Origin of the sequence: Thalassolituus sp. UBA2590, assembly GCF_002339775.1 — a bacterium.
Lineage (GTDB): Bacteria > Pseudomonadota > Gammaproteobacteria > Pseudomonadales > Oceanobacteraceae > Thalassolituus.
Genome location: NZ_DDKU01000002.1, coordinates 1 through 21,492 on the forward strand (window position 1 = coordinate 1; position 21,492 = coordinate 21,492).

Sequence of the window (21,492 nt, forward strand, 5' to 3'; positions counted from 1 at the left end):
GCGCAGGAAAAGGGAAAGGAATTACCACCGGGCCTGCCTGTAATGGAAGATCAGCTCGGCAAAACAATGAAAAAAATCGGCAAGGCAATTATGCCGGACAGGGATGAAATAGATCGTAATCCACGCGCTCGCAGTGCGGTATTGAGAATCGCTGAGCGCCTGGCATGACATGGGGAAGTGCAGTGCTCTGGGGCGCGGTGCTTATATCTGCAATATCGCAGTTAAGTGTCGTTACCTGGAACCGGGATTTACTACAGGTATGGCAAAAAGCTGATGCTGAACGTCAGGCAATGGCAGAGGAGCACAGTCGTCTGGTGTTGGAAAAAAGCACACTAACGGCACATGGACGAATAGACACGCTGGCGCGTAAGCGTCTGGGTATGAAAGAACCAGAACACACACGGGTTTTCCGCTGATGGCACATGAACAACAAGAGTTGAAAGAAGGTATTCAACGCTGGCGCTTCGCGCTGGTGCTGGGTGCGTTTGCTCTTCTGCTTTTCGTTGTTGCTGCGCGCCTGGTTATGTTACACACAGTGGAGCAGCCGTTCCTGTTTGAGCAGGGCGAAAAAAGAACCGTACGCAGTGAAGTTCAGCCAGCCTCTCGTGGAATGATAGTAGATCGTCACGGTGAACCTTTGGCAGTCAGTACGCCTGTCACTACGCTGTGGGTAAACCCTCAGCAAGTAAATACTTCGGAATTATCTCAGGTAGCCCCTCTTCTTGAGATTAATGCCGCAGAACTGAAACGTCGTGTCGAACGTGCGCAGCGTCAGGGGCGTAGTTTTTATTTCGTAAAGCGTCAGGTTGAGCCTGAAATTGCCTCTCGTGTTCTCGGTAAAAAAATTGCCGGTTTATATGGCGATACTGATTACCGTCGTTACTATCCTGCCGCTGAAGTTACTTCTCATACGCTGGGTCTGGTTAATATTGACGGCAAAGGTCAGGAAGGTCTTGAACTTGCCTTTGATGACTACCTGTCTGGAAAAGAAGGGTCCCGTCAGGTCGTAAAAGATCTTTATGGCAATGTTATTAAACAGCTTGGTGTAAAAGCAGTCGCTGAGCCGGGCCATGACCTGCAACTGACCATCGATCTGCGTCTGCAGTATATTGCCTATCGTGAATTAAAAGCGGTGGTGCAGTCACATAAAGCGACGGCTGGCAGCGCAGTTATGCTGGATGCAAAAACTGGTGAAGTGCTGGCACTTGTCAGTCAGCCATCATACAACCCGAATAATCGTGCGGATCTTAAACCGGGCAATATGCGTAATCGTGCGGTAGCTGACCTGGTTGAGCCGGGATCAACGATGAAACCTTTCACCGTGGCCGCCGCCATCGAAAGTGGCCGCTATTCACCAGGTACCAAAGTAGATACCTCTCCGGGTTGGATCAGAGTTAAGCGAAAAGCGATTCGTGACCATCGTAATTATGGTGAGCTGGACCTTACGGGAATTATTACTAAATCAAGTAACGTTGGCGTATCGAAATTAGCACAGGATCTCGGCGCAGATTCTATGTGGCAGTTTTTCGATCTCGCTGGCCTGGGGCGCCCCGGCACATTGGGCTTTCCAGGGGAAGCCGTGGGGAGTATGCCTTACCCCGAACAAATGGATGACCTTCGCCTTTCGACCGTATCTTATGGATACGGTCTTTCCGTATCTCCGTTACAGCTTGCAGAATCCTACACCAGCTTTACCGATGGCTGTCGCGAGCATGTTTCTTTGCTGATGTCGCAAGTGGGTCAACAGCCCTGTGAGCGCGTTATGTCAGAGAAAACCGCACGCCAGATACTCGATATGCTGGGCACAGTTGTTGGTCCGAAAGGAACCGGTAAGCGTGCTGCTGTTGAGGGTTATCTGGTTGGCGGAAAGACTGGTACCGCTCATAAAGTGGGTCGTGGAGGCTATGAAGATTCTGAATACACTGCGGTATTCGCTGGTATTGCCCCGATCTCGGACCCAGAGCTTGTCCTGGTCGTCATAGTCGATGAACCTCAGGGGAAAGAGTATTACGGCGGCGAAGTTGCGGCGCCGGTTTTTGCCCGCGTTATGGAGCAGGCTTTACGCTTACGTCAGGTAATACCGGATGCTCCGGTTGAAGATGAATGGCTGCAGGTTGCTGGAGGTTCAAGATGAAAATCTCTGAATTAACCGCTGGTACCATGTTTATGCCACCTGAGTGGGATCGGGAATTTAATCACATCCATGCCGATAGCCGAGATATCAAACCCGGCGACTTGTTTATTGCGCGTAAGGGACACTCGTCTCACGGACAGGAATTTATCTCTGCTGCAATTGAAGCCGGCGCAGTCGCTATTTTTTCTGAAAATGCAGAAATGTTCCGTTGTGAAGCTGGAAACGTACCGGTTTTCCCGGTATCTGAATTAGAAAAGCAATTGCCGGGCTGGCTCAAGAAGCGCTATCCGGGTTACGAGTCGCTGACTCTATACGGCGTGACGGGCACAAATGGAAAATCATCCGTTACTCAGTTTATCGCTCAGCTGGCTGCTGCTAGCGGTAAATGCTGTGGCGTAATCGGTACGCTGGGTAATGGCTTTTTTCCTGATTTCGAAGAAACGAAAAATACGACACCTGATATATGTGTTGTGTACCGTTTGCTCGATCAGTTTGCACAATCTGGTGCTGATTCAGCAGCGCTAGAAGTGTCATCGCATGGTCTGCATCAGGGACGTGTTGCTGGGTTAATTTTCGACGTTGCGGTGTTGACTAACATTACCCAGGACCATCTCGATTATCACGGTGATATGGCAAACTATTTTGCCGCAAAGGCAGCACTTTTTGATAAAGATAAAGCGAGATCGGCCGTTATAAATATTGATGATGAGTATGGTGCTCGTCTGATCAGTATGCCGACTCTCTGTCATCACTATCTGACACTTTCTTCTAAGAAAAACATCAGTGCGGATGTGGTTTTTCATAAGGTAGTCGCTACAGCGGATGGCATGAAAGCGGAACTTCAGACTCCTTGGGGAACGGAAGATGTTTACGTACCACTTCTCGGCGAGTTTAACGTTGCGAATCTGGCTGCTGCTGTTACCGCGTTGGCTGTGACTGGTGAAGATTTCGGTAATTTGTTGATTAAAGCTGAAACTCTACAACCCGTAGCCGGTCGAATGGCGCTTTACACGAAACCGGGTGCTTGCAAAGCGGTTATCGATTTTGCCCATACGCCGGATGCTATTGGCGTTGCGATAAAAAGTCTCGCTCCATTGAGTAAAACGTTATCCCTTGTCTTTGGATGCGGCGGTGATCGTGATAGAACTAAACGGGCGCCTATGGCTAGTGCCGCATCTTTGGCTGATAACGTTTGGCTGACAGATGACAATCCCCGTACTGAATCTGCGGAACAAATTTTTAACGACGTTTCTGATTCTCCAGACGCGTCGGATTTTACGTATATACATGACCGAGCTGCGGCGATTACTGCTGCTATCGAAGCCACACCAGAAGATGGTGTTCTGTTGATTACGGGGAAAGGTCATGAGAATTATCAGGACATCATGGGCGTTAAGCATAATTACAGTGATGAAGCAGTGTTGCTGTCACTAGGTTACCAACGCGCTGGAGGTGGATATGCTTCGTAATCCTTCTCTGGCAGAAATTGCAGAAATTACGGGTGGAGAACTGCTCTCAGAAGGTGCTCACGGACAATGTCTGGCGGTCTCTACTGATACTCGTACTATCCAGAAAGGCAGCCTGTATATTCCTCTGAAGGGTGATCGTTTCGACGGCCATAACTTTGCTGAAAATGCTCGTGAAGCCGGTGCTCTGGCAATGCTGACTGAACGCGAGCTGGCCGTTGATCTGCCTCAGATAAAAGTAAAAGACACTCTGCTTGCATTGGCGGATATCGCAGCGTGGCATCGTGATCAGTTTAATGGGCGAGTCGTTGCAGTAACCGGAAGCGCTGGCAAGACAACCGTTAAGCAATTGATGGGGTCAGTATTAAATCAACGATATAAGACCCTGATTACACAGGGCAATCTGAATAATCATATCGGAGCCCCACTGACTCTGTTGTCCCTGCAGCCGGAGCATGAGGCTGCAATGATTGAACTGGGTGCCAGTGCTGTGGGAGAAATTGCCTATACCGCACGCCTTACCCGCCCTGAAGTTGGCATTCTGACCAACGTGGTGCCTGCGCATCTCGAAGGGTTTGGCTCGATTGACAATATTGCATTGACCAAGGGCGAGTTAATTGATGCCGTGACGCCATCGGGCACCATGGTACTCAATGCCGACGATCATTATTTCACTCAATGGCTGAGTCGTGCGACTGCTCTCAACGTTATCTCTTTTGGTTTCAGCGATAGAGCTGATGTTACTGCTAAAGATATCTGTGAGTCGCTGACGGGAAGTGAGTTTACCCTGGTGCTTCCAGACGAGTCGGTCTCTGTTTCTCTTTCGCTGTCTGGTTTGCATAACGTTCGTAACGCATTGGCTGTCGCTGCCGCAGCATCCAGCCTTGGCTTTTCATCAGTCGAAATCAAAGCAGGACTTGAGCAGTCTGCTGCTGTTGCAGGGCGTCTTGAGCGCTGCGAGGGTCAGCGAGGTCAGATTATTTTTAATGATGCTTATAACGCAAATCCTGAGTCTTTCTGCGCTGCTATAGACGTTCTTAAACTGGCAGAGGGCCGGCGAATACTGGTCATGGGAGACATGGGTGAACTGGGCGATGCTGCGACTGAAATGCACGTCCGGGTGGGGAGCTATGCGAAGGATCAGAATATTGAATGCCTTGTAGCGACTGGCGCTTTGAGCAAGTCGGCGGTAGAGGCATTCGGTGACAACGGACACTGGTTTGAAAGCCGCGAAGCCGTTACTGAATTTCTAACAAAAACAACTAAAAGCGGCGACACCTTGTTGGTCAAAGGGTCCCGTAGTGCAGGAATGGATCAGGTGGTTCGTTCGCTGGCAGATAAAGAGGAAGACTGACTATGTTGCTATGGCTGGGTGAATGGCTTGCACAGTACCACTCCGGATTCGGCGTGGTAACTTATCTGACGCTGAGAGCAATATTTTCAGTAGGTACAGCGCTTGCGGTTGCGCTGCTTTTAGGGCCGATAGTTATTCGAAAATTACGCGAATATCAGATTGGTCAGGCGATTCGTGAGGTTGGCCCTAAATCTCATCTCAGTAAAGCGGGCACGCCAACCATGGGCGGTGCATTAATTCTGTTGTCTATTGCCCTGAGTACATTGCTCTGGGGGGATCTCGAGAACCGTTACGTCTGGTTAGTGCTGATTCTTACACTGGCCTTTGGTGCGATTGGCTGGGTGGATGACTACCGCAAAGTTGTGGAAAAAAATTCCCGAGGTCTGCCTGGTCGCTGGAAGTATTTCTGGCAGTCGGTTCTGGCACTGATTGCCGGTGCATATCTCTTCTATAGCGCACAGTCTCCGCAGGAAACTCAGCTGGTTGTTCCATTCTTTAAAGACGTTATGCCACAGCTGGGACTGATGTTTGTTGTGCTCACTTATTTTGTGGTGGTCGGTTCCAGTAACGCGGTAAACCTGACGGATGGTCTTGATGGTCTGGCCATTATGCCGACAGTGATGGTGGCTGCAGCATTGGGTGTATGCGCCTATCTCGCAGGGAACGTTAACTTTGCAGACTACCTGCACATTCCTTACATCGCTGACTCTGGTGAGCTTGCAGTATTCTGTGCGGCGATTGTCGGTGCGGGTATCGGCTTCCTCTGGTTTAACACCTATCCGGCTCAGGTATTTATGGGGGATGTAGGTTCTCTGGCGCTCGGAGCGGCATTGGGGATTGTTGCAGTGGTTATCCGACAGGAAATCGTTCTTTTCATCATGGGCGGTATCTTTGTGGCAGAAACAGTTTCGGTCATTCTGCAGGTTGCTTCATTCAAGCTTACCGGCCGTCGTATTTTCCGTATGGCGCCACTGCATCATCACTTTGAACTTAAAGGCTGGCCTGAACCGCGTGTCATTGTGCGCTTCTGGATCATTACCATCATTCTGGTATTGATCGGCCTGGCAACGTTAAAAATTCGCTGATAGCGAAGGTATCAACTGAAATGACGACAGCAACCGTGAACACTAAACACTACCTCATCGTTGGCCTTGGGCTGACTGGGTTGTCGTGTGCGCGTTTCTGTCAGTCCCGTGGCTATAAATTCAGCCTGTGTGATACACGAACTGAGCTACCAACCATTGAGAGCATCCGAAGCGAGTTTCCGGGCGTCGGAATTGCTTTGGGACTCCCGGATGTCGAAACGCTCTCACAGTATGATGAATTGGTGGTCAGCCCTGGAATTAATGTAAATACTCCGGTTTTTATTGCTGCGGCTGAGCGCGGAGTCACTATTTCTGGAGATGTTCAGTTATTTGCAGAGCATCGCACCCAGCCAGTGATCGCGATTACCGGTTCTAATGGCAAAAGCACGGTCACCAGTCTTGTAGCGGATATGCTGAACGCAGCAGAAGTAAAAGCGGCAGCCTGTGGGAATATTGGTGTTCCCGTTCTGGATCTGTTGACAGAACCCGCCAATATTGATGTTTATGTCGCGGAGCTTTCGAGTTTTCAGTTAGAAACTACGCGGAATCTGGGGGCTGAAGTCGCGGGTATCCTGAATATCTCGCCAGATCACATGGATCGTTATGCTGGTATGGCTGATTATGAAAGAGCCAAACAGCGTATTTTTCAGAATGCTAAGCATGCAGTGATTAACGGTGATGATGACCATACATTACCGGCGCTGTCTGTACCTGAGTCTTCCACAAAATTTTCTCTACATAGTCCGGCCAGCAACGACTTCGGTATTACCTACGAGGGCGATGAATTGTGGTTGGCACATGGTAGTGAGCGTTTGATTAAAGCGTCGGAGCTTTCCATTCGAGGTATGCACAACGTTGCTAATGCGCTGGCTGCTCTGGCCTTCATCGACGCATTGAAGCCAGATCTGAATATTAATCTGAAAAAATGTCTCACTGGCTTGAAGAACTTCAAAGGCCTCGACCACCGTTGCCAGCATGTGGCCTTACTGAAGGGCGTTGAATACATCAACGATTCAAAAGGTACTAATGAAGGCTCTACCGTTGCTGCGATTCAGGGCCTTGAGCCAGTTACCTCGGGTGACCTTTGGTTAATTGCCGGTGGCGAAAGCAAAGGTCAGACGTTTGCGGAATTGGCAGCTGCCTGCGAGAAGCAGGTGGCCGGTGTTTATCTTTACGGTGCCGACCGGGCGATTATGCAATCTGCGCTGCCAGCGACAGTGGTAAACGGTGTATTCAATACTCTGGCCGAGGCATTGGCTGCAGCGAGTGAGAATGCCGCTGCAGGGGATACCGTGCTCTTTTCGCCCGCATGCGCAAGCTTTGATCAATTCCGCAATTACGTTCATCGCGGTGAATTTTTCCGCAGCTGTGTGGAGGCATTGTCATGAATATGGATGCACTCCGTTGGCAACAGAACAGTTCATTATTTTACCCATGGCTAGCCTTGTTGGTACTTGGCTGGTTGATGGTCGCCTCGGCATCGACAGGTATTGCTGAGGACTACACGGGTAATCCTGCATATTTCGCAATTCGACATGCTGTCTATCTTGCTGCTGGAATCGCAGTCGCGTTCGCAACTTCTCAGATTTCTATGGCACGTTGGGCTAAGTTCGATGGCTTGCTGCTTCTTGCCGGCATACTCGGATTGATACTGGTCTTTGTGCCGGGTATTGGCCACGAGGTAAACGGCAGTCAGCGTTGGTTGAATCTGGGCATTATTAAAATTCAGGCCTCAGAGCTGGCGAAGGTCGGCGCAGTTTTTTATGTCGCCGGGTACCTGGTGCGTCGGGAAGATGAAGTGAAAAGTCAGTGGTCGGGCTTCCTGAAACCACTGGGTATTTTAGGTGCGATGGTTGGCCTTTTACTTATGGAGCCTGACTTCGGTGCCGTCGTAGTTTTGCTTGGAGCAGCCATGATCATGCTGTTCCTTGGAGGCGTTAAGGCCGGGCAATTTTTCCTGCTGACGTTTGCCACCATTGTGATTGGTGTACTGGTTGTGGGAAGTGAAGATTATCGGGTTAATCGTCTGCTTGCGTATCTCAACCCATGGGCGCCTGAACATGTCTACGGTACGGGCTATCAGTTGACACAATCATTGATCGCGTTTGGTCGTGGCGAGTTATTTGGGGTTGGTTTTGGTGAAAGTGTTCAAAAACTATTTTATCTCCCCGAGGCACATACCGATTTTGTTTTTGCGATCTGGGCTGAAGAAACGGGTCTGATTGGCGGACTGGTTGCGCTTGGTTTGCTGGGCTATCTGGTTGCGTGTATCTGGAATATCGCCTGGGAAGCACAGAAGCAGGGGCTGATGTATGCCTCGTACGTGGCTACCGGTCTTGCTGCGCTTCTTGGGCTGCAGATTGTTATTAATCTCGGCGTAAATACAGGCCTCCTTCCGACCAAGGGCCTTACTCTGCCTTTCTTCAGCTACGGCGGTAGTAGCTTAATGATGTGCTGCGCCATGGTGGGTATTGTCATGCGAGTTACCTATGAAACTCAATTGGCACGTCAGGGGAATCAATCAGAACAGGAGGACGAAAGTGAGTAAAGTGGTCCTCATGATGGCAGGGGGAACCGGTGGTCATGTTTTTCCGGCACTTGCTGTTGCCCATGCGCTAAAAGAGCAGGGATATGAAATCCATTGGTTAGGAACATCCGCCGGCATCGAAGCGGACCTCGTGCCTGCTAATGGATTTCCTTTACATACGATTAATATTGCGGGGCTTCGCGGTAAAGGGAAGCTCGGTTTGATCGGTGCTCCACTTAAAATAATGAAAGCGGTCGCTCAGGCGCTTTCGGTTATTCGTAAAATAAAGCCGCTTGCGGTTGTCGGACTGGGTGGTTATGCGACAGGGCCTGGTGGAATTGCGGCCTGGCTGAAGGGAATTCCTCTCCTGGTCCATGAACAGAATGCATATGCGGGTATGACTAATAAGCTGTTGCAACGCTTTGCGGCCGTTACTATGCAGGCATTTCCGGGAGCTCTTGATGGTGCACTTGTCACCGGAAATCCGGTTCGTAATGAAGTCGCTCAGATTCCTGCGCCTGATGTGCGTGAATTCCATGAAGGCAGATTACGTGTGTTAGTGGTCGGTGGCAGTCTTGGTGCCGTTGCCCTGAATAATTCGGTTTTCGAAGCCATGAGCATGCTTTCTCCAGAGCAGCGCCCGGATTTACGTCACCAGGTTGGCAAAAGAAATATCGATGAAGTACAGGCTATGTATGCTGAGTCAGGTGTTGAAGCCGAAGTCACGGCTTTTATTGACGATATGGCTGCTGCATATTCCTGGGCTGATCTTGTTGTGTGCCGTTCTGGCGCACTCACTGTTTCAGAAGTCGCAGCGGCGGGTTGCGCTGCCATCTTCGTTCCATTTCCGTATGCCGTTGATGATCACCAGACAGTGAATGCTCAGTACCTGCAAAAAGAAGGTGCTGCGATCATTCGTCAACAGAACGAATTGACGCCTGACTGGTTGTCGCAGCAATGGTTACAGCTCGAACAGGATCGTGCTTTGTTGCGCGATATGTCGATTAAAGCTCGTGGGTTAGCTATGACCGATGCCACAGAGAAAGTTGTTGAGCAGGTCAGGAGGTTTGCACGTGAGCAATAAACACCCCTCAGATTTAGTGAATATGATTCCAGAAATGCGCCGGATTCGAGTAATCCATTTTGTGGGCATTGGCGGTGCTGGTATGTGCGGTATTGCTGAAGTGCTGCTGAACCAGGGTTACCGGATTACAGGGTCTGACCTGAAAGACTCTGTCGTAACTCAGCGTCTCCAGACTCTTGGTGCAGAAGTTTTTATTGGTCACAAAGAAGAGAATATCAGCGAAGCAGATGTACTCGTAGTATCTACCGCGATTGACGAGTCAAACCCCGAAGTAAGCGCTGCACTTGCGCGCCGGGTACCGATTGTTCGTCGTGCAGAAATGCTGGCTGAGCTGATGCGTTTCCGTCATGGAATTGCAGTTGCCGGAACACACGGTAAGACCACAACAACCAGCCTTGTGACCTCTGTACTCGCTGAAGCAAAACTTGACCCTACGTTCGTTATTGGTGGCAAGTTGAATAGCGCTGGTGCGAATGCCCGTCTTGGATTAAGCCGTTATCTGGTTGCCGAAGCAGACGAAAGTGATGCGAGCTTCCTTCATCTGCAACCTATGGTTTCTATAGTCACTAATATTGATGCCGACCACATGAGCACGTACGGCGGTGACTTTGAGAAACTAAAAAATACCTTTGTTGAGTTTCTGCACAACTTACCTTTCTATGGTCTCGCTGTTGTTTGCATTGATGACGACAATGTCAGAAGTATTCTGCCAGGCCTGAGCCGTCAGGTAACAACCTATGGTTTCTCCGATGATGCAGACTATCGTGCTACAGATCTCAAGCAGGACGGTATATTCACCAGTTTTAATGTTCATCGCTCGGGTAAAGAAGAACCTCTTTCAGTTCGTATGCGGATGCCGGGAAAACACAATGTTCTGAATGCGCTTGCAGCGATTGCTGTTGCCGAAGATGAAGGTGTTGATGAGCAGTCAATTGTACGTGCGCTGGAACAATTCGAAGGCGTTGGTCGCCGCTTCCAGATAAACGGTACTGTGCCGCTGGGAGATGGCGATGTCATGCTGGTAGATGATTACGGTCATCATCCTCGTGAACTTGAGGTCACTCTTGATGCTATTCGCAAAGGGTTCCCGGATCGCCGTCTGGTTATGGTATTTCAGCCCCATCGTTACTCACGTACCCGTGATCTCTATGAAGATTTCGTTCGTGTTCTCAGTGATGCCGATGCGCTTCTGTTGATGGAAGTGTATCCGGCCGGCGAAAAACCGATCGCAGGCGCTGATGGCCGCTCAATGTGCGGCACTATCCGTCAGCGCGGTCCTGTTGATCCGGTATTTATTGAGCGCGATGAATCGCTCAAAACACCTCTGCAGACAATACTTCGCCCCGGCGATCTCTTGTTAACTCAGGGCGCCGGCGACATTGGCGGTATCGCGGTAAATATCGCTGAAAACCTGAGTGACTGGTTAAAGGAGGTTGACGCGTGAGCATCGAATCTCTGGGAAAAATTGCCGTATTAATGGGCGGCACCTCTGCGGAGCGGAAGGTTTCATTACGTAGCGGGAATGCCGTTGCTGATGCACTTGAGAGTGTGGGGGGCAACGTTGTTCGTGTCGATATTCAAGGGCATGCCATCAGTCAGCTGACTGAACTGGATTTTGATGTTGCCTTTATCGCTTTGCATGGCCGTGGCGGAGAAGACGGAACTATTCAGGGTGTGCTTGAGTGGCTTGATAAACCATACACAGGCAGTGGCGTCATGGCGTCGGCTCTCGCAATGGATAAGTGGCGCACAAAAATGATCTGGATGGCGGCTCAGTTACCGACGCCAAATGCCTATTTATTAGATGCGAGCTCAGACTGGGTAGCGATCAATGAAGCTCTTGATGCTAACGCTATTGTTAAGCCCGCCCGCGAAGGTTCAAGTATTGGTATGCGGCGCGTGCACAATGCAGAAGATCTGAAATCAAGTTATGAATTTGCCAGTGAATACGATGGTCTTGTGCTGGCGGAGCGCTGGGTTGAAGGGCGCGAATTCACAGTGGCTATTGTCGATGGTGAAGCATTGCCCGTGATTCAGTTGCGTACTTCCCACGAGTTCTACGACTACGACGCTAAATATCAGTCGAACGATACTGAATACTTATTGCCATGTGGCTTGAGTGAAAGCGAAGAGAAAGCGCTTCAGTCCCTCGCACTCAAAGCGTTTGATGTGCTTGGCGCAGCCGGGTGGGGACGTATTGACGTAATGCAGGATGCTGATGGTGCTTTCTGGTTACTTGAGGCCAATACAAGCCCGGGTATGACAGATCACAGCCTGGTTCCCATGGCAGCAAAGGCATCAGGTATGGACTTTTCTGAGTTGGTAACTCGCCTGCTGGCGGAAGCGGTGGAGCGTCATGGCCACTAAGAAGGCAGCAGCACGACGCGGCGCTACGAAAAAGGTCGAAAAACAGCCTAAGCGGAAAATTCAGCTCAGGTTGCCGGAGTGGATATCGGTGAATACGCTTGGCTGGGCGGTGCTACCCGTTGTTCTACTTGGTTTGTTCTTTGGTGGACGCCAGATGATGGATCAGTGGCTGATTGAAAGGATCGAAGTAAAGGGAAATCTGGTTGTCTGGTCACCTGATGATATTAAAAATCAGGTCAGTTGGGTGCTTGGAGATGGCTTTTATTCTGCGGATCTTAATTCGGTATATGACAGTATTTTAAATATGCCTTTGATACACAATGTACAGGTCAGAAAACGCTGGCCAGATCGTATTGAAATTAATGTATCTGAGGATATTCCCATGGCGGTTTGGAATGGGAGTCAAATAATTGGAATTAATGGCGATTTAATGTCGATACCTGAGCATTTTAACGTCGATAAACTGGCGGCTATAGATGGAAATGACGAATATCTCGACGAATCCATTAAGAGCTTCCGTTTAGTACAGCAGGTAATGGGTGGCAGTAATATTAAAATTCAACGCCTTGATATCTCTGATACAGGGTCGATGAGTCTTCACTTAAGCAATGAGTGGGATGTTTTTATTGGCAGCGCTCATCTTGAGAAGAGAGCCTTGAGGCTGAAGAAATTACTAACAGGGCTGCCTGCTGACGAAGTCAGTGCAGTTGATTTGAGATACGGAAAAGGCGCTGCGATTCAGTGGCGTACTGAGCAGGAGAAAGGTTGATGAGCACAACGCAGCAGAAGCGAATGCTGGTCGGGCTGGACATAGGAACTTCGAAAGTCGTCGCGATCGTTGGTGAAGTAGACGTCGACGGCAATATTGAAGTTGTTGGTCTTGGCAGCTGCCCAAGTCGCGGTCTGAAAAAAGGCGTCGTAGTGAACATCGAATCTACGGTTCATTCGATTCAGCGTGCGATTGAAGAAGCCGAACTGATGGCTGGTTGTACTATCCATTCTGTCTATGTAGGCATCGCTGGAAGTCACATTCACTCAATGAACTCTAACGGGATTGTTGCAGTAAAAGATCGGGAAGTAACACCGATGGATATCGAGCGAGTTATTGATGCCGCGCAAGCTGTAGCGATACCGCAGGACCAGTCGATCCTGCATGTCCTGCCCCAGGAATATGTCGTCGACAGCCAGGAAGGAATTAAAGAACCTGTTGGCATGGCAGGTGTCCGCCTCGAAGCCAAGGTGCACCTCGTGACAGGGTCAGTCAACGCTATTCAGAATATTGAGCGCTGCGTACAGCGCTGCAACCTCGAAACAGACGACATCATTCTGGAGCAGTTGGCATCGAGTTATTCGGTACTGACTGACGATGAGCGTGAGCTTGGTGTCTGCATGGTGGACATCGGTGGTGGCACAACGGATATCGCAATTTTTACTGAAGGTGCAATACGTCACACTGCTGTTATTCCAATCGCCGGTGATCAGGTAACGAATGACATTGCCATGGCATTGCGCACGCCTACTCAGCATGCCGAAAAAATTAAAATGAAGTATGCATGTGCGCTTACACAATTAGCCAAAGCGGACGAAACTGTAAAAGTGCCCAGTGTGGGAGACAGACCGCCACGGGATCTTTCCCGTCAGGCTTTAGCTGAAGTTGTTGAGCCTCGTTACGACGAACTGTTTACCCTGATTCAGGCGGAATTAAGACGCAGTGGTTTTGAGGATCTTATTGCCGCTGGGGTTGTCCTTACAGGTGGCACTTCGAAAATGGAAGGTGTCGTAGAACTGGCCGAAGAAATCTTTCATATGCCAGTTCGTCTTGCTCGTCCTGTGGGTGTTTCCGGCCTGTCAGGAGAGATAGATAATCCGATTTATTCCACCTCGGTTGGGTTGCTTTTATATGCTGCCGGACAGGAATATAAAAAATCCCGAAATAAAGTGGTTCAGGAAGATAAAAAAAATCCATTTGGCCGCATAAAAGAATGGATTAAAGATAATTTTTAATATTAAATATACTCGCGCGGAAAATAGGAGATAATGCTATGTCTCATACAAGAGAAGGTGATATGTTCGAGCTTGCAGATGATGTGCAGCAGAATGCAGTAATAAAAGTAATCGGTGTTGGTGGTGGCGGCGGTAACGCTGTTCAGCATATGGTCGAAAGCCAGATTGATGGTGTCGATTTTATTTGCGCTAACACAGATGCTCAGGCGCTGCGTAATGTTGATTCTCGTTCAGTAATTCAATTGGGCAACGGCCTGACCAAAGGTCTGGGCGCGGGTGCGAATCCGAACGTTGGCCGTGAAGCGGCAATGGAAGACCGTGAGCGTATCGCAGAAGCTCTGCGTGGAGCAGACATGGTATTCATTACTGCAGGTATGGGAGGCGGCACCGGAACTGGTGGTGCTCCAGTAGTTGCAGAAGTTGCAAAAGAACTCGGTATTCTTACCGTAGCGGTGGTAACCAAGCCATTCCCGTTTGAAGGGAAAAAGCGCATGGCAATCGCTGGTCAGGGCCTCGAACAGCTTTCTGAGCATGTAGACTCCCTGATTACTATTCCAAATGAGAAACTCCTTTCCGTTCTGGGCAAAGGTACTTCTCTTCTTGATGCCTTTAAAGCGGCGAACGATGTCCTTCAGGGCGCGGTTCAGGGCATCGCCGATCTGATTACCCGTCCAGGTATGATCAACGTCGACTTTGCAGACGTACGCACTGTTATGTCTGAAATGGGACAAGCGATGATGGGCACCGGTAGTGCGACTGGTGAGAACCGTGCACGCGAAGCCGCTGAAAAAGCCATCGGCAGCCCACTGTTAGAAGATGTCGATCTTCGTGGCGCCAAAGGTATTCTGGTAAACGTAACTGCTGGCTTTGACCTGTCACTGGGTGAGTTCAGTGAAGTGGGTGAGACGGTTGAAGAGTTTGCCTCTGAAAACGCGACTGTTGTTGTCGGTACAGTGATTGATCCTGACCTGACAGACGAGCTGCGTGTGACTGTAGTTGCGACTGGTTTGGGGGAATCTCAGGTAGTTGAGGAACCAAAGCCGACAAAGGTTGTCGATAACACGGCTCAGAGCCGTGCACCTGAAACCTCTTCAGACTATCGTGAGCTTGATCGTCCGACGGTTAGCCGTCAGGCGGGCAACGCAGCTCGGAAGCTGGACTCAGGCGAGAACCCGGATATGGACTACCTCGACATCCCAGCATTCTTGCGTCGCCAGGCTGATTAACAAACGCACACTGGCGTGTTAGTAATCTGCTGGTATAATACACGGCAATTGTACGATAAATGTTCAATAATGTCAGGAATGTCCGATGATAAGACAACGCACTCTTAATAACACCATCCGCGCGACCGGCGTGGGGCTGCACTCAGGTGAGAAAGTTTACCTGACGCTGAAGCCTGCCCCGGTGGATAGTGGCATTATCTTCCGCCGCGTTGATCTTGATCCGATCATCGACATTCCAGCGACTGCCTTGCAGGTAGGTGAAACCACCTTGTCTACAACGCTGGTCAAAGATAACGCGAAAGTCGATACAGTTGAGCACTTGCTTTCAGCAATGGCTGGCTTGGGTATTGATAATGCGATCGTTGAACTGAGCGCGCAGGAAGTACCTATTATGGATGGTAGTTCTGGCCCGTTCGTGTTCCTGCTGCAATCTGCGGGTATTGCTGAGCAGGAAGCACCGAAGAAGTTCATTCGTATCAAGCGCAAAGTTGAGGTGCGTGAAGGCGATAAAATCGCTTCATTTGTGCCTTATGAAGGTTTCAAAGTGAGTTTCGAGATTGATTTTGATCACCCTGTTTTCCGCCAGAGTGTTCAGACTGCCAGTCTTGATTTCTCATCGACTTCTTACGTCAAAGAAGTTAGCCGCGCTCGCACATTTGGCTTTACCAAAGACCTGGAGTACATGCGTTCTAAGAACCTGGCTCTGGGAGGTAGCGTTAAAAATGCGATCGTTGTAGACGATTATCGTGTACTCAATGAAGATGGTCTGCGCTACGACGACGAGTTCGTTAAGCACAAGATCCTGGATGCGGTTGGTGACCTTTACCTTCTTGGTCACAGCCTGATCGGTGAGTTTGTTGGCCATAAATCTGGTCACGGTCTCAACAACCGACTCCTGCGTGAGCTGCTTCAGCAGGAAGATGCCTGGGAATTTGTTGAGTTTACAGATACAGAAACCTCGCCAATCACTTACATGAGACCTGCTGCTGGTTAACGTAAGTACACAAATCTGGCTTGTTTCATTGTTTATCGAGGCCATACTCATGTAATCATCGCTAACAGGATGGTTTATGATATGGCCTTACTTGTATTTGCAGCTTTAAGATTTGCAAATCCAGAAGGTGGCAAAAGCCAGAGTAAGGTACAGATTCAGTAGTCATTGTATCCATGAACATTATTATTGTTGGCCGTCGCCACGGTGAATCGAGAAATATCAAACTGACCAGTACGGTGAAACACCTGTTACTGGGTCTTTTGTTTGCCCTGCCTATGGCAATGGGTGCTGCGGGCTATTGGCTTGCTGAGCGCCTGAGTGGTGATATGGCTTTGGCCCCAGATGCCGCTAAAGCCTGGGAGCGCGATCTCGTAGAGCAGCGTGAAGAGCTGCAGGCTTTAAGGCATTCTGCAGAGCAGGAAATGGCTGCGCTTACTGTGCGGCTGGCTGAAATCCAGAGCCGTGTTATGCGTATTGATGCGGTAGGCGAACGCCTGGTTGATTCTGCTGGCCTGCCAACAGACGAATTTGATTTTGGTGTTGCCCCATCGGTGGGTGGTCCTATTGCTGCACCAGAGAGCAATTATCAGGTTCCTGAAATCTCTAACGCGATTCAGCAACTCGCAGATCGTATTACCAGCCGCGAGCAGCAGCTCGATATCCTTGATGATCTCTTCGCAGCTCAGAAACTTAGCGAAGATACCTTCGTCGCAGGGCGACCGATCACTAAAGGCTGGATGTCATCGCGTTATGGCTACCGTGCGGACCCTTTTACAGGTCGTTCCGCGTGGCATGCAGGTGTCGACTTTGCCGGTAAAGACGGCTCTGACATCGTCGCAGTGGCGGCAGGTGTTGTCACATATTCAGGTCCACGCTACGGCTACGGTAATCTGGTCGAAGTGAACCACGGTAACGGCTACAAAACCCGTTACGCGCATTGTAAAGAGATCAAAGTCAGTGTCGGTGATATCGTTCGCAAGAGCGATGTGATTGCACTGATGGGCAGTACTGGCCGCTCAACTGGTCCGCATGTACACTTCGAAGTCTTCAAAAACGGACGCAGCGTCGACCCTGCTGCCTACATTCATCGACGTCCTCGCTGAATAAAACCCTCTCCCATCTTGTCAACACCCCGGCAACTCAGTAGCCTTTAGCACTTTGCTTTACGCTATGCCCGGGCATCGTCGTACCAGAATATTTTACGGACAGACACAACCTCATGATTGGTAACATTTTCCGCAAAGTTTTCGGCAGTAAGAACAGCCGTGAACTCAAACGTATGGGCAAGATCGTCGCCCGCATCAACGCGCTCGAAGAAGGCATGAAAGCACTCAGCGATGAGCAGCTGGGTGCAAAAACAGGCGAATTCCGCGAGGCTATCCAGAAAGGTAAGTCGCTGGACGATCTCCTGCCCGAAGCATTCGCTGTTTGTCGCGAAGCCAGTCGCCGCGTAATGGGGATGCGCCATTTCGACGTCCAGTTGATTGGTGGTATCTCGCTGCATGAAGGGCGTATCGCCGAGATGCGTACCGGTGAGGGTAAGACCCTGGTAGCGACACTGCCTTCTTATCTGAACGCGCTGACGGGTAAGAGTGTTCACGTTGTGACCGTGAACGACTATCTGGCTCGCCGTGATGGAGACTGGAACCGTCCACTGTTTGAATTCCTTGGTATGACCGTAGGCACGGTCGTTCCGGGCATGGCGCCACAGGACAAGAAACCACAATACGAGTGTGACGTTGTTTACGGTACCAACAACGAGTTCGGTTTCGATTACCTGCGCGACAATATGGCGTTCTCCAAAGAGCAGAAAGTTCAGCGTGACCTCGCCTTTGCCATTGTGGATGAGGTCGACTCGATCCTGATTGATGAAGCGCGTACGCCACTGATTATCTCTGGTCCGGCGGATGACCATTCAGAACTGTATCGCCAGATCAACGAGCTGATTCCTCAGTTGCGTCAGGGTGAAGCATCCGAAGATGACAGCCAGCCAGTTGACGGGCATTTCTTTGTAGATGAGAAAAGCCGTTCTATAGAACTGACTGAAGAAGGTCATGAATTCGTAGAAGAAATGCTGACGAATGCCGGTGTTCTGCAGGAAGGTGACAGTCTTTATTCTGCGGGTAACCTGAGTCTGCTGCACCATGTGCATTCGGCCCTGAAAGCGCACGCCGTGTTCCAGAAAAACGTCGACTACATCGTTCAGAACGGGCAAGTGGTCATCGTTGATGAGCACACCGGGCGTACCATGCCAGGCCGTCGCTGGAGTGAAGGTCTGCACCAGGCCGTAGAAGCGAAAGAAGGTCTGAAGATTCAGGCAGAAAGCCAGACGCTGGCTTCAACGACGTTCCAGAATTTCTTCCGTCTGTATGACAAGCTTTCTGGTATGACGGGGACAGCGGACACCGAAGCGTTCGAATTTAATCAGATTTACGGTCTGGATGTTGTTGTTATTCCGACCAACCGTCCGGTTCAGCGTATTGACTATAACGATGTGATTTATGCTTCTCAGCGTGAGAAGCACGATGCAGTCGTTGAAGAAATTCGCGAGATTACCGCTCAGGGTCGACCTGTTCTGGTCGGTACCGCCTCGATTGAGTCGTCAGAATACATCTCTGGTGTACTCAAGAAAGCTAAGGTTGAGCACAACGTTCTTAACGCGAAAGAAAATGAGCGTGAGGCTCAGATCATCGCTGATGCGGGTCGTCCGGGAGCGGTAACCATCGCAACTAACATGGCCGGTCGTGGTACCGACATTATGCTTGGTGGTAACTGGGAATCTGAGGTTGATGCTCTCGATAACCCTGACCCTGCAACGATTGAGCGTATTAAAGCGGAATGGAAGGAGCGCCATGATGCGGTGCTTGAAGCCGGTGGTCTGCACATCATTGGTACTGAGCGCCATGAATCCCGTCGTATCGACAATCAGCTGCGTGGTCGTGCTGGTCGTCAGGGTGATAAAGGTTCAACGCGTTTCTTCCTGTCTCTTGAAGATAGCCTGATGCGCATCTTTATGTCTGACCGCATGCGTAACATGATGCAGGCACTGGGCATGAAAGACGGTGAATCTATCGAGCACCGTATGGTGACCAATGCTGTAGAAAAGGCGCAGCGTAAAGTTGAAGGACGCAACTTCGATATTCGTAAACAGCTGCTTGAATATGATGACGTTGCCAATGACCAGCGCCGTGTTGTCTATGGTCAGCGTAACGACCTGATGGAAATGGGCGATATTTCTGATGTCATCAGCAACATCCGTGAAGATGTTGTGCAGGAAGCCATCAGTGATTATATCCCGCCACAGAGCCTGGCAGAGCAGTGGGATATCGAAGGTCTTGAGCGTCACCTGATGGCTCAGTTCGCTATCGAATTGCCAGTTCAGAAGTGGCTGGACGAAGACACCAAGTTATACGAAGAAAATCTCCGTGAGCGTATTCTCGACGAGATCAATAAAGCGTATCAGGAAAAAGAAGCCGTTATCGGTGCCGAAACCATGCGTCAGGTTGAGCGCCAGATGATGCTTCAGGTGCTTGATAATCTTTGGAAAGAACATCTCGCAACTATGGATCACCTGCGTCAGGGGATTCACCTGCGCAGTTACGGGCAGAAAAACCCGAAACAGGAATACAAGCGTGAAGCCTTTGGTTTGTTCGAAGAGCTGCTGCGGAACATTAAACACGACACCATTCGTGTTCTGAGCCATATTCGTCTCCGCCGCGAAGAAGAAATCAAAGAAGAAGAAGAGCGTCGCCGTCTCGAAGCTGAAGCCCAGCTTGCACGCGCTCAGTTCCAGCACGAAGATGCTGACTCTGCATTGGGCAACGATGATGCGCCAGCTGCAGAAGGTGAAGACCAGGCTAAACCTTTTGTTCGCGAAGGCGACAAGGTTGGTCGCAACGATCCATGCCCTTGTGGTTCGGGTAAAAAATACAAACATTGCCACGGCAAAATTGCCTGAGGATAGATTGATCGAAAATGGCCGTTAATTTCACTGTTTTTGAAGACTTTGCAGTTGTAAAAGGTGTTCGTCTGGGCGTTGCCCAAGCGGGAGTTCGTAAGAAAGACCGCGACGACATGGTGATTTTCGAACTGGCAGAAGGCACGGAAGTCGCGGGGGTATTCACGACCAACGCATTCTGTGCGGCTCCTGTGCATATCTGCCGACGCAATCTTGAAAAGGCGAGCCCACGTTACCTGTTGATCAATACCGGTAACGCGAACGCAGGTACTGGCCCTAAGGGCTTTAAAAACGCTGAGTTGTCTTGCGAGATGCTGGCGAAAGCCACAGGCGTTACCCCTGAACAGGTTCTGCCATTCTCGACCGGTGTGATCGGTGAGCCATTGAATATGGAAGCGTTCGAACGCGGTATTCCAGCGGCATTGGAGAATCTTACCGAAGCCAATTGGGCACGTGCGGGTCGTGGCATTATGACCACAGACACACTGCCTAAAGGCTACAGCAAGCAGATTGAAATCGACGGCAAAACCGTGACCATTACTGGCCTGTCAAAAGGCGCGGGTATGATCATGCCGAACATGGCGACCATGCTTGGTTTTATTGCAACGGACGCAAAAATTCCGGCTGCGGTGATGCAAGACTGGGCGCGTAAATTGGCAGATAAGTCCTTTAACCGCATCACTATCGACGGTGATACCTCCACCAACGACTCCTGTATGTTGATGGCAACCGGGCAGTCTGGCGTTGTTGTAGATGACAGCGACGAAGGCAGTAAAGCGGGGGAAGCCGTATTTGCTGCACTGGAAGAAGTCTTCCGCGTATTGGCGCAAGCTATTGTGCGTGATGGCGAGGGCGCGACCAAGTTCGTCACTATCGACGTAGAGAGCGCTGCAAGCCAGAAAGAAGCTTTAGATGTCGCTTACACTGTCGCGCATTCTCCCCTGGTAAAAACCGCGTTATACGCCTCTGACGCAAACTGGGGACGTATCCTGGCCGCCGTCGGACGCTCTGGTGTTCAGAATTTCGATCTCGATAAAGTACAGATTTATCTGGATGATGTTCAGATCGTTGAAGACGGAGGACGTTGCGATAGCTACACCGAAGAAAAAGGTGCAGCCGTTCTGGCACAGTCTGAGTTCACCATCAGAATTCAACTTGGACGCGGCGACGTCAATGAGCGTCTCTGGACCTGTGACCTGTCGCACGAATACGTTTCAATTAACGCCGACTATCGTTCCTGATTAAGCGGTTTAGTCTATGAAACAAGTACATGTTGCTGTTGCCGTGGCGGTC

General features: G+C 50.1%; 18 protein-coding genes. All 18 read left to right on the forward strand.

Annotated elements, in window-relative coordinates:
• A partial coding sequence (gene mraW / locus B2067_RS00015; protein WP_301387102.1) for a 16S rRNA (cytosine(1402)-N(4))-methyltransferase occupies positions 1–168 on the forward strand: 168 nt, incomplete at its 5' end.
• A complete protein-coding gene (ftsL, locus tag B2067_RS00020; protein ID WP_068435293.1) occupies positions 165–416 on the forward strand; it encodes a cell division protein FtsL in 252 nt (83 codons plus the stop codon). The genes mraW and ftsL, both read left to right, overlap by 4 nt.
• A complete protein-coding gene (locus tag B2067_RS00025; RefSeq protein ID WP_068435295.1) occupies positions 416–2,134 on the forward strand; it encodes a peptidoglycan D,D-transpeptidase FtsI family protein in 1,719 nt (572 codons plus the stop codon). The genes ftsL and B2067_RS00025 overlap by 1 nt, the downstream gene beginning before the upstream one ends.
• Positions 2,131–3,603, forward strand: coding sequence for a UDP-N-acetylmuramoyl-L-alanyl-D-glutamate--2,6-diaminopimelate ligase (locus B2067_RS00030; protein WP_301387090.1), 1,473 nt, complete (start codon positions 2,131–2,133; stop codon positions 3,601–3,603). Before B2067_RS00025 ends, B2067_RS00030 begins: the two co-directional genes overlap by 4 nt.
• A complete protein-coding gene (locus tag B2067_RS00035) occupies positions 3,593–4,954 on the forward strand; it encodes a UDP-N-acetylmuramoyl-tripeptide--D-alanyl-D-alanine ligase (protein ID WP_301387091.1) in 1,362 nt (453 codons plus the stop codon). The genes B2067_RS00030 and B2067_RS00035 overlap by 11 nt, the downstream gene beginning before the upstream one ends.
• A 2-nt stretch (positions 4,955–4,956) precedes the next feature.
• The gene (gene mraY / locus B2067_RS00040) at positions 4,957–6,039 is read left to right on the forward strand and encodes a phospho-N-acetylmuramoyl-pentapeptide-transferase (protein WP_068439669.1); all 1,083 of its coding nucleotides are present in this window, start codon (positions 4,957–4,959) and stop codon (positions 6,037–6,039) included.
• Positions 6,040–6,059: 20 nt separating this feature from the next.
• Positions 6,060–7,427, forward strand: a complete 1,368-nt coding sequence (murD, locus tag B2067_RS00045; protein ID WP_301387092.1) for a UDP-N-acetylmuramoyl-L-alanine--D-glutamate ligase — start codon at positions 6,060–6,062, stop codon at positions 7,425–7,427.
• Positions 7,424–8,587, forward strand: a complete 1,164-nt coding sequence (gene ftsW, locus B2067_RS00050; protein ID WP_068439673.1) for a putative lipid II flippase FtsW — start codon at positions 7,424–7,426, stop codon at positions 8,585–8,587. The genes murD and ftsW overlap by 4 nt, the downstream gene beginning before the upstream one ends.
• Positions 8,580–9,650 carry an undecaprenyldiphospho-muramoylpentapeptide beta-N-acetylglucosaminyltransferase gene (murG, locus tag B2067_RS00055; RefSeq protein ID WP_301387093.1) on the forward strand — a complete coding sequence of 357 codons (1,071 nt, stop codon included), beginning with the start codon at positions 8,580–8,582 and terminating at the stop codon, positions 9,648–9,650. The genes ftsW and murG overlap by 8 nt, the downstream gene beginning before the upstream one ends.
• Before the next feature lie 22 nt (positions 9,651–9,672).
• Positions 9,673–11,094, forward strand: coding sequence for a UDP-N-acetylmuramate--L-alanine ligase (murC, locus tag B2067_RS00060; RefSeq protein WP_273092257.1), 1,422 nt, complete (start codon positions 9,673–9,675; stop codon positions 11,092–11,094).
• Positions 11,091–12,017 (forward strand): D-alanine--D-alanine ligase, encoded by a 927-nt coding sequence (locus B2067_RS00065; protein WP_076513636.1) that lies wholly within the window; start codon positions 11,091–11,093, stop codon positions 12,015–12,017. The genes murC and B2067_RS00065 overlap by 4 nt, the downstream gene beginning before the upstream one ends.
• Before the next feature lie 88 nt (positions 12,018–12,105).
• Entirely contained in the window at positions 12,106–12,786 is a 681-nt protein-coding gene (locus B2067_RS00070) for a cell division protein FtsQ/DivIB (RefSeq protein WP_301387094.1), read from the forward strand.
• The gene (ftsA, locus tag B2067_RS00075) at positions 12,786–14,021 is read left to right on the forward strand and encodes a cell division protein FtsA (RefSeq protein WP_297532440.1); all 1,236 of its coding nucleotides are present in this window, start codon (positions 12,786–12,788) and stop codon (positions 14,019–14,021) included. Before B2067_RS00070 ends, ftsA begins: the two co-directional genes overlap by 1 nt.
• 62 nt (positions 14,022–14,083) lie before the next feature.
• Positions 14,084–15,247 (forward strand): cell division protein FtsZ, encoded by a 1,164-nt coding sequence (gene ftsZ / locus B2067_RS00080; RefSeq protein ID WP_068439466.1) that lies wholly within the window; start codon positions 14,084–14,086, stop codon positions 15,245–15,247.
• An 85-nt stretch (positions 15,248–15,332) separates the two neighbouring features.
• The gene (gene lpxC / locus B2067_RS00085) at positions 15,333–16,241 is read left to right on the forward strand and encodes a UDP-3-O-acyl-N-acetylglucosamine deacetylase (protein ID WP_068436112.1); all 909 of its coding nucleotides are present in this window, start codon (positions 15,333–15,335) and stop codon (positions 16,239–16,241) included.
• Between the two features lie 173 nt (positions 16,242–16,414).
• On the forward strand, positions 16,415–17,344 hold the full coding sequence (locus B2067_RS00090) for a peptidoglycan DD-metalloendopeptidase family protein (RefSeq protein WP_301377034.1): 930 nt from the start codon (positions 16,415–16,417) through the stop codon (positions 17,342–17,344).
• Positions 17,345–17,460: 116 nt separating this feature from the next.
• Positions 17,461–20,199 (forward strand): preprotein translocase subunit SecA, encoded by a 2,739-nt coding sequence (gene secA / locus B2067_RS00095; RefSeq protein ID WP_301387095.1) that lies wholly within the window; start codon positions 17,461–17,463, stop codon positions 20,197–20,199.
• A gap of 17 nt (positions 20,200–20,216) precedes the next feature.
• A complete protein-coding gene (gene argJ, locus B2067_RS00100; protein ID WP_301387096.1) occupies positions 20,217–21,440 on the forward strand; it encodes a bifunctional glutamate N-acetyltransferase/amino-acid acetyltransferase ArgJ in 1,224 nt (407 codons plus the stop codon).
• Positions 21,441–21,492: the final 52 nt, after the last annotated feature.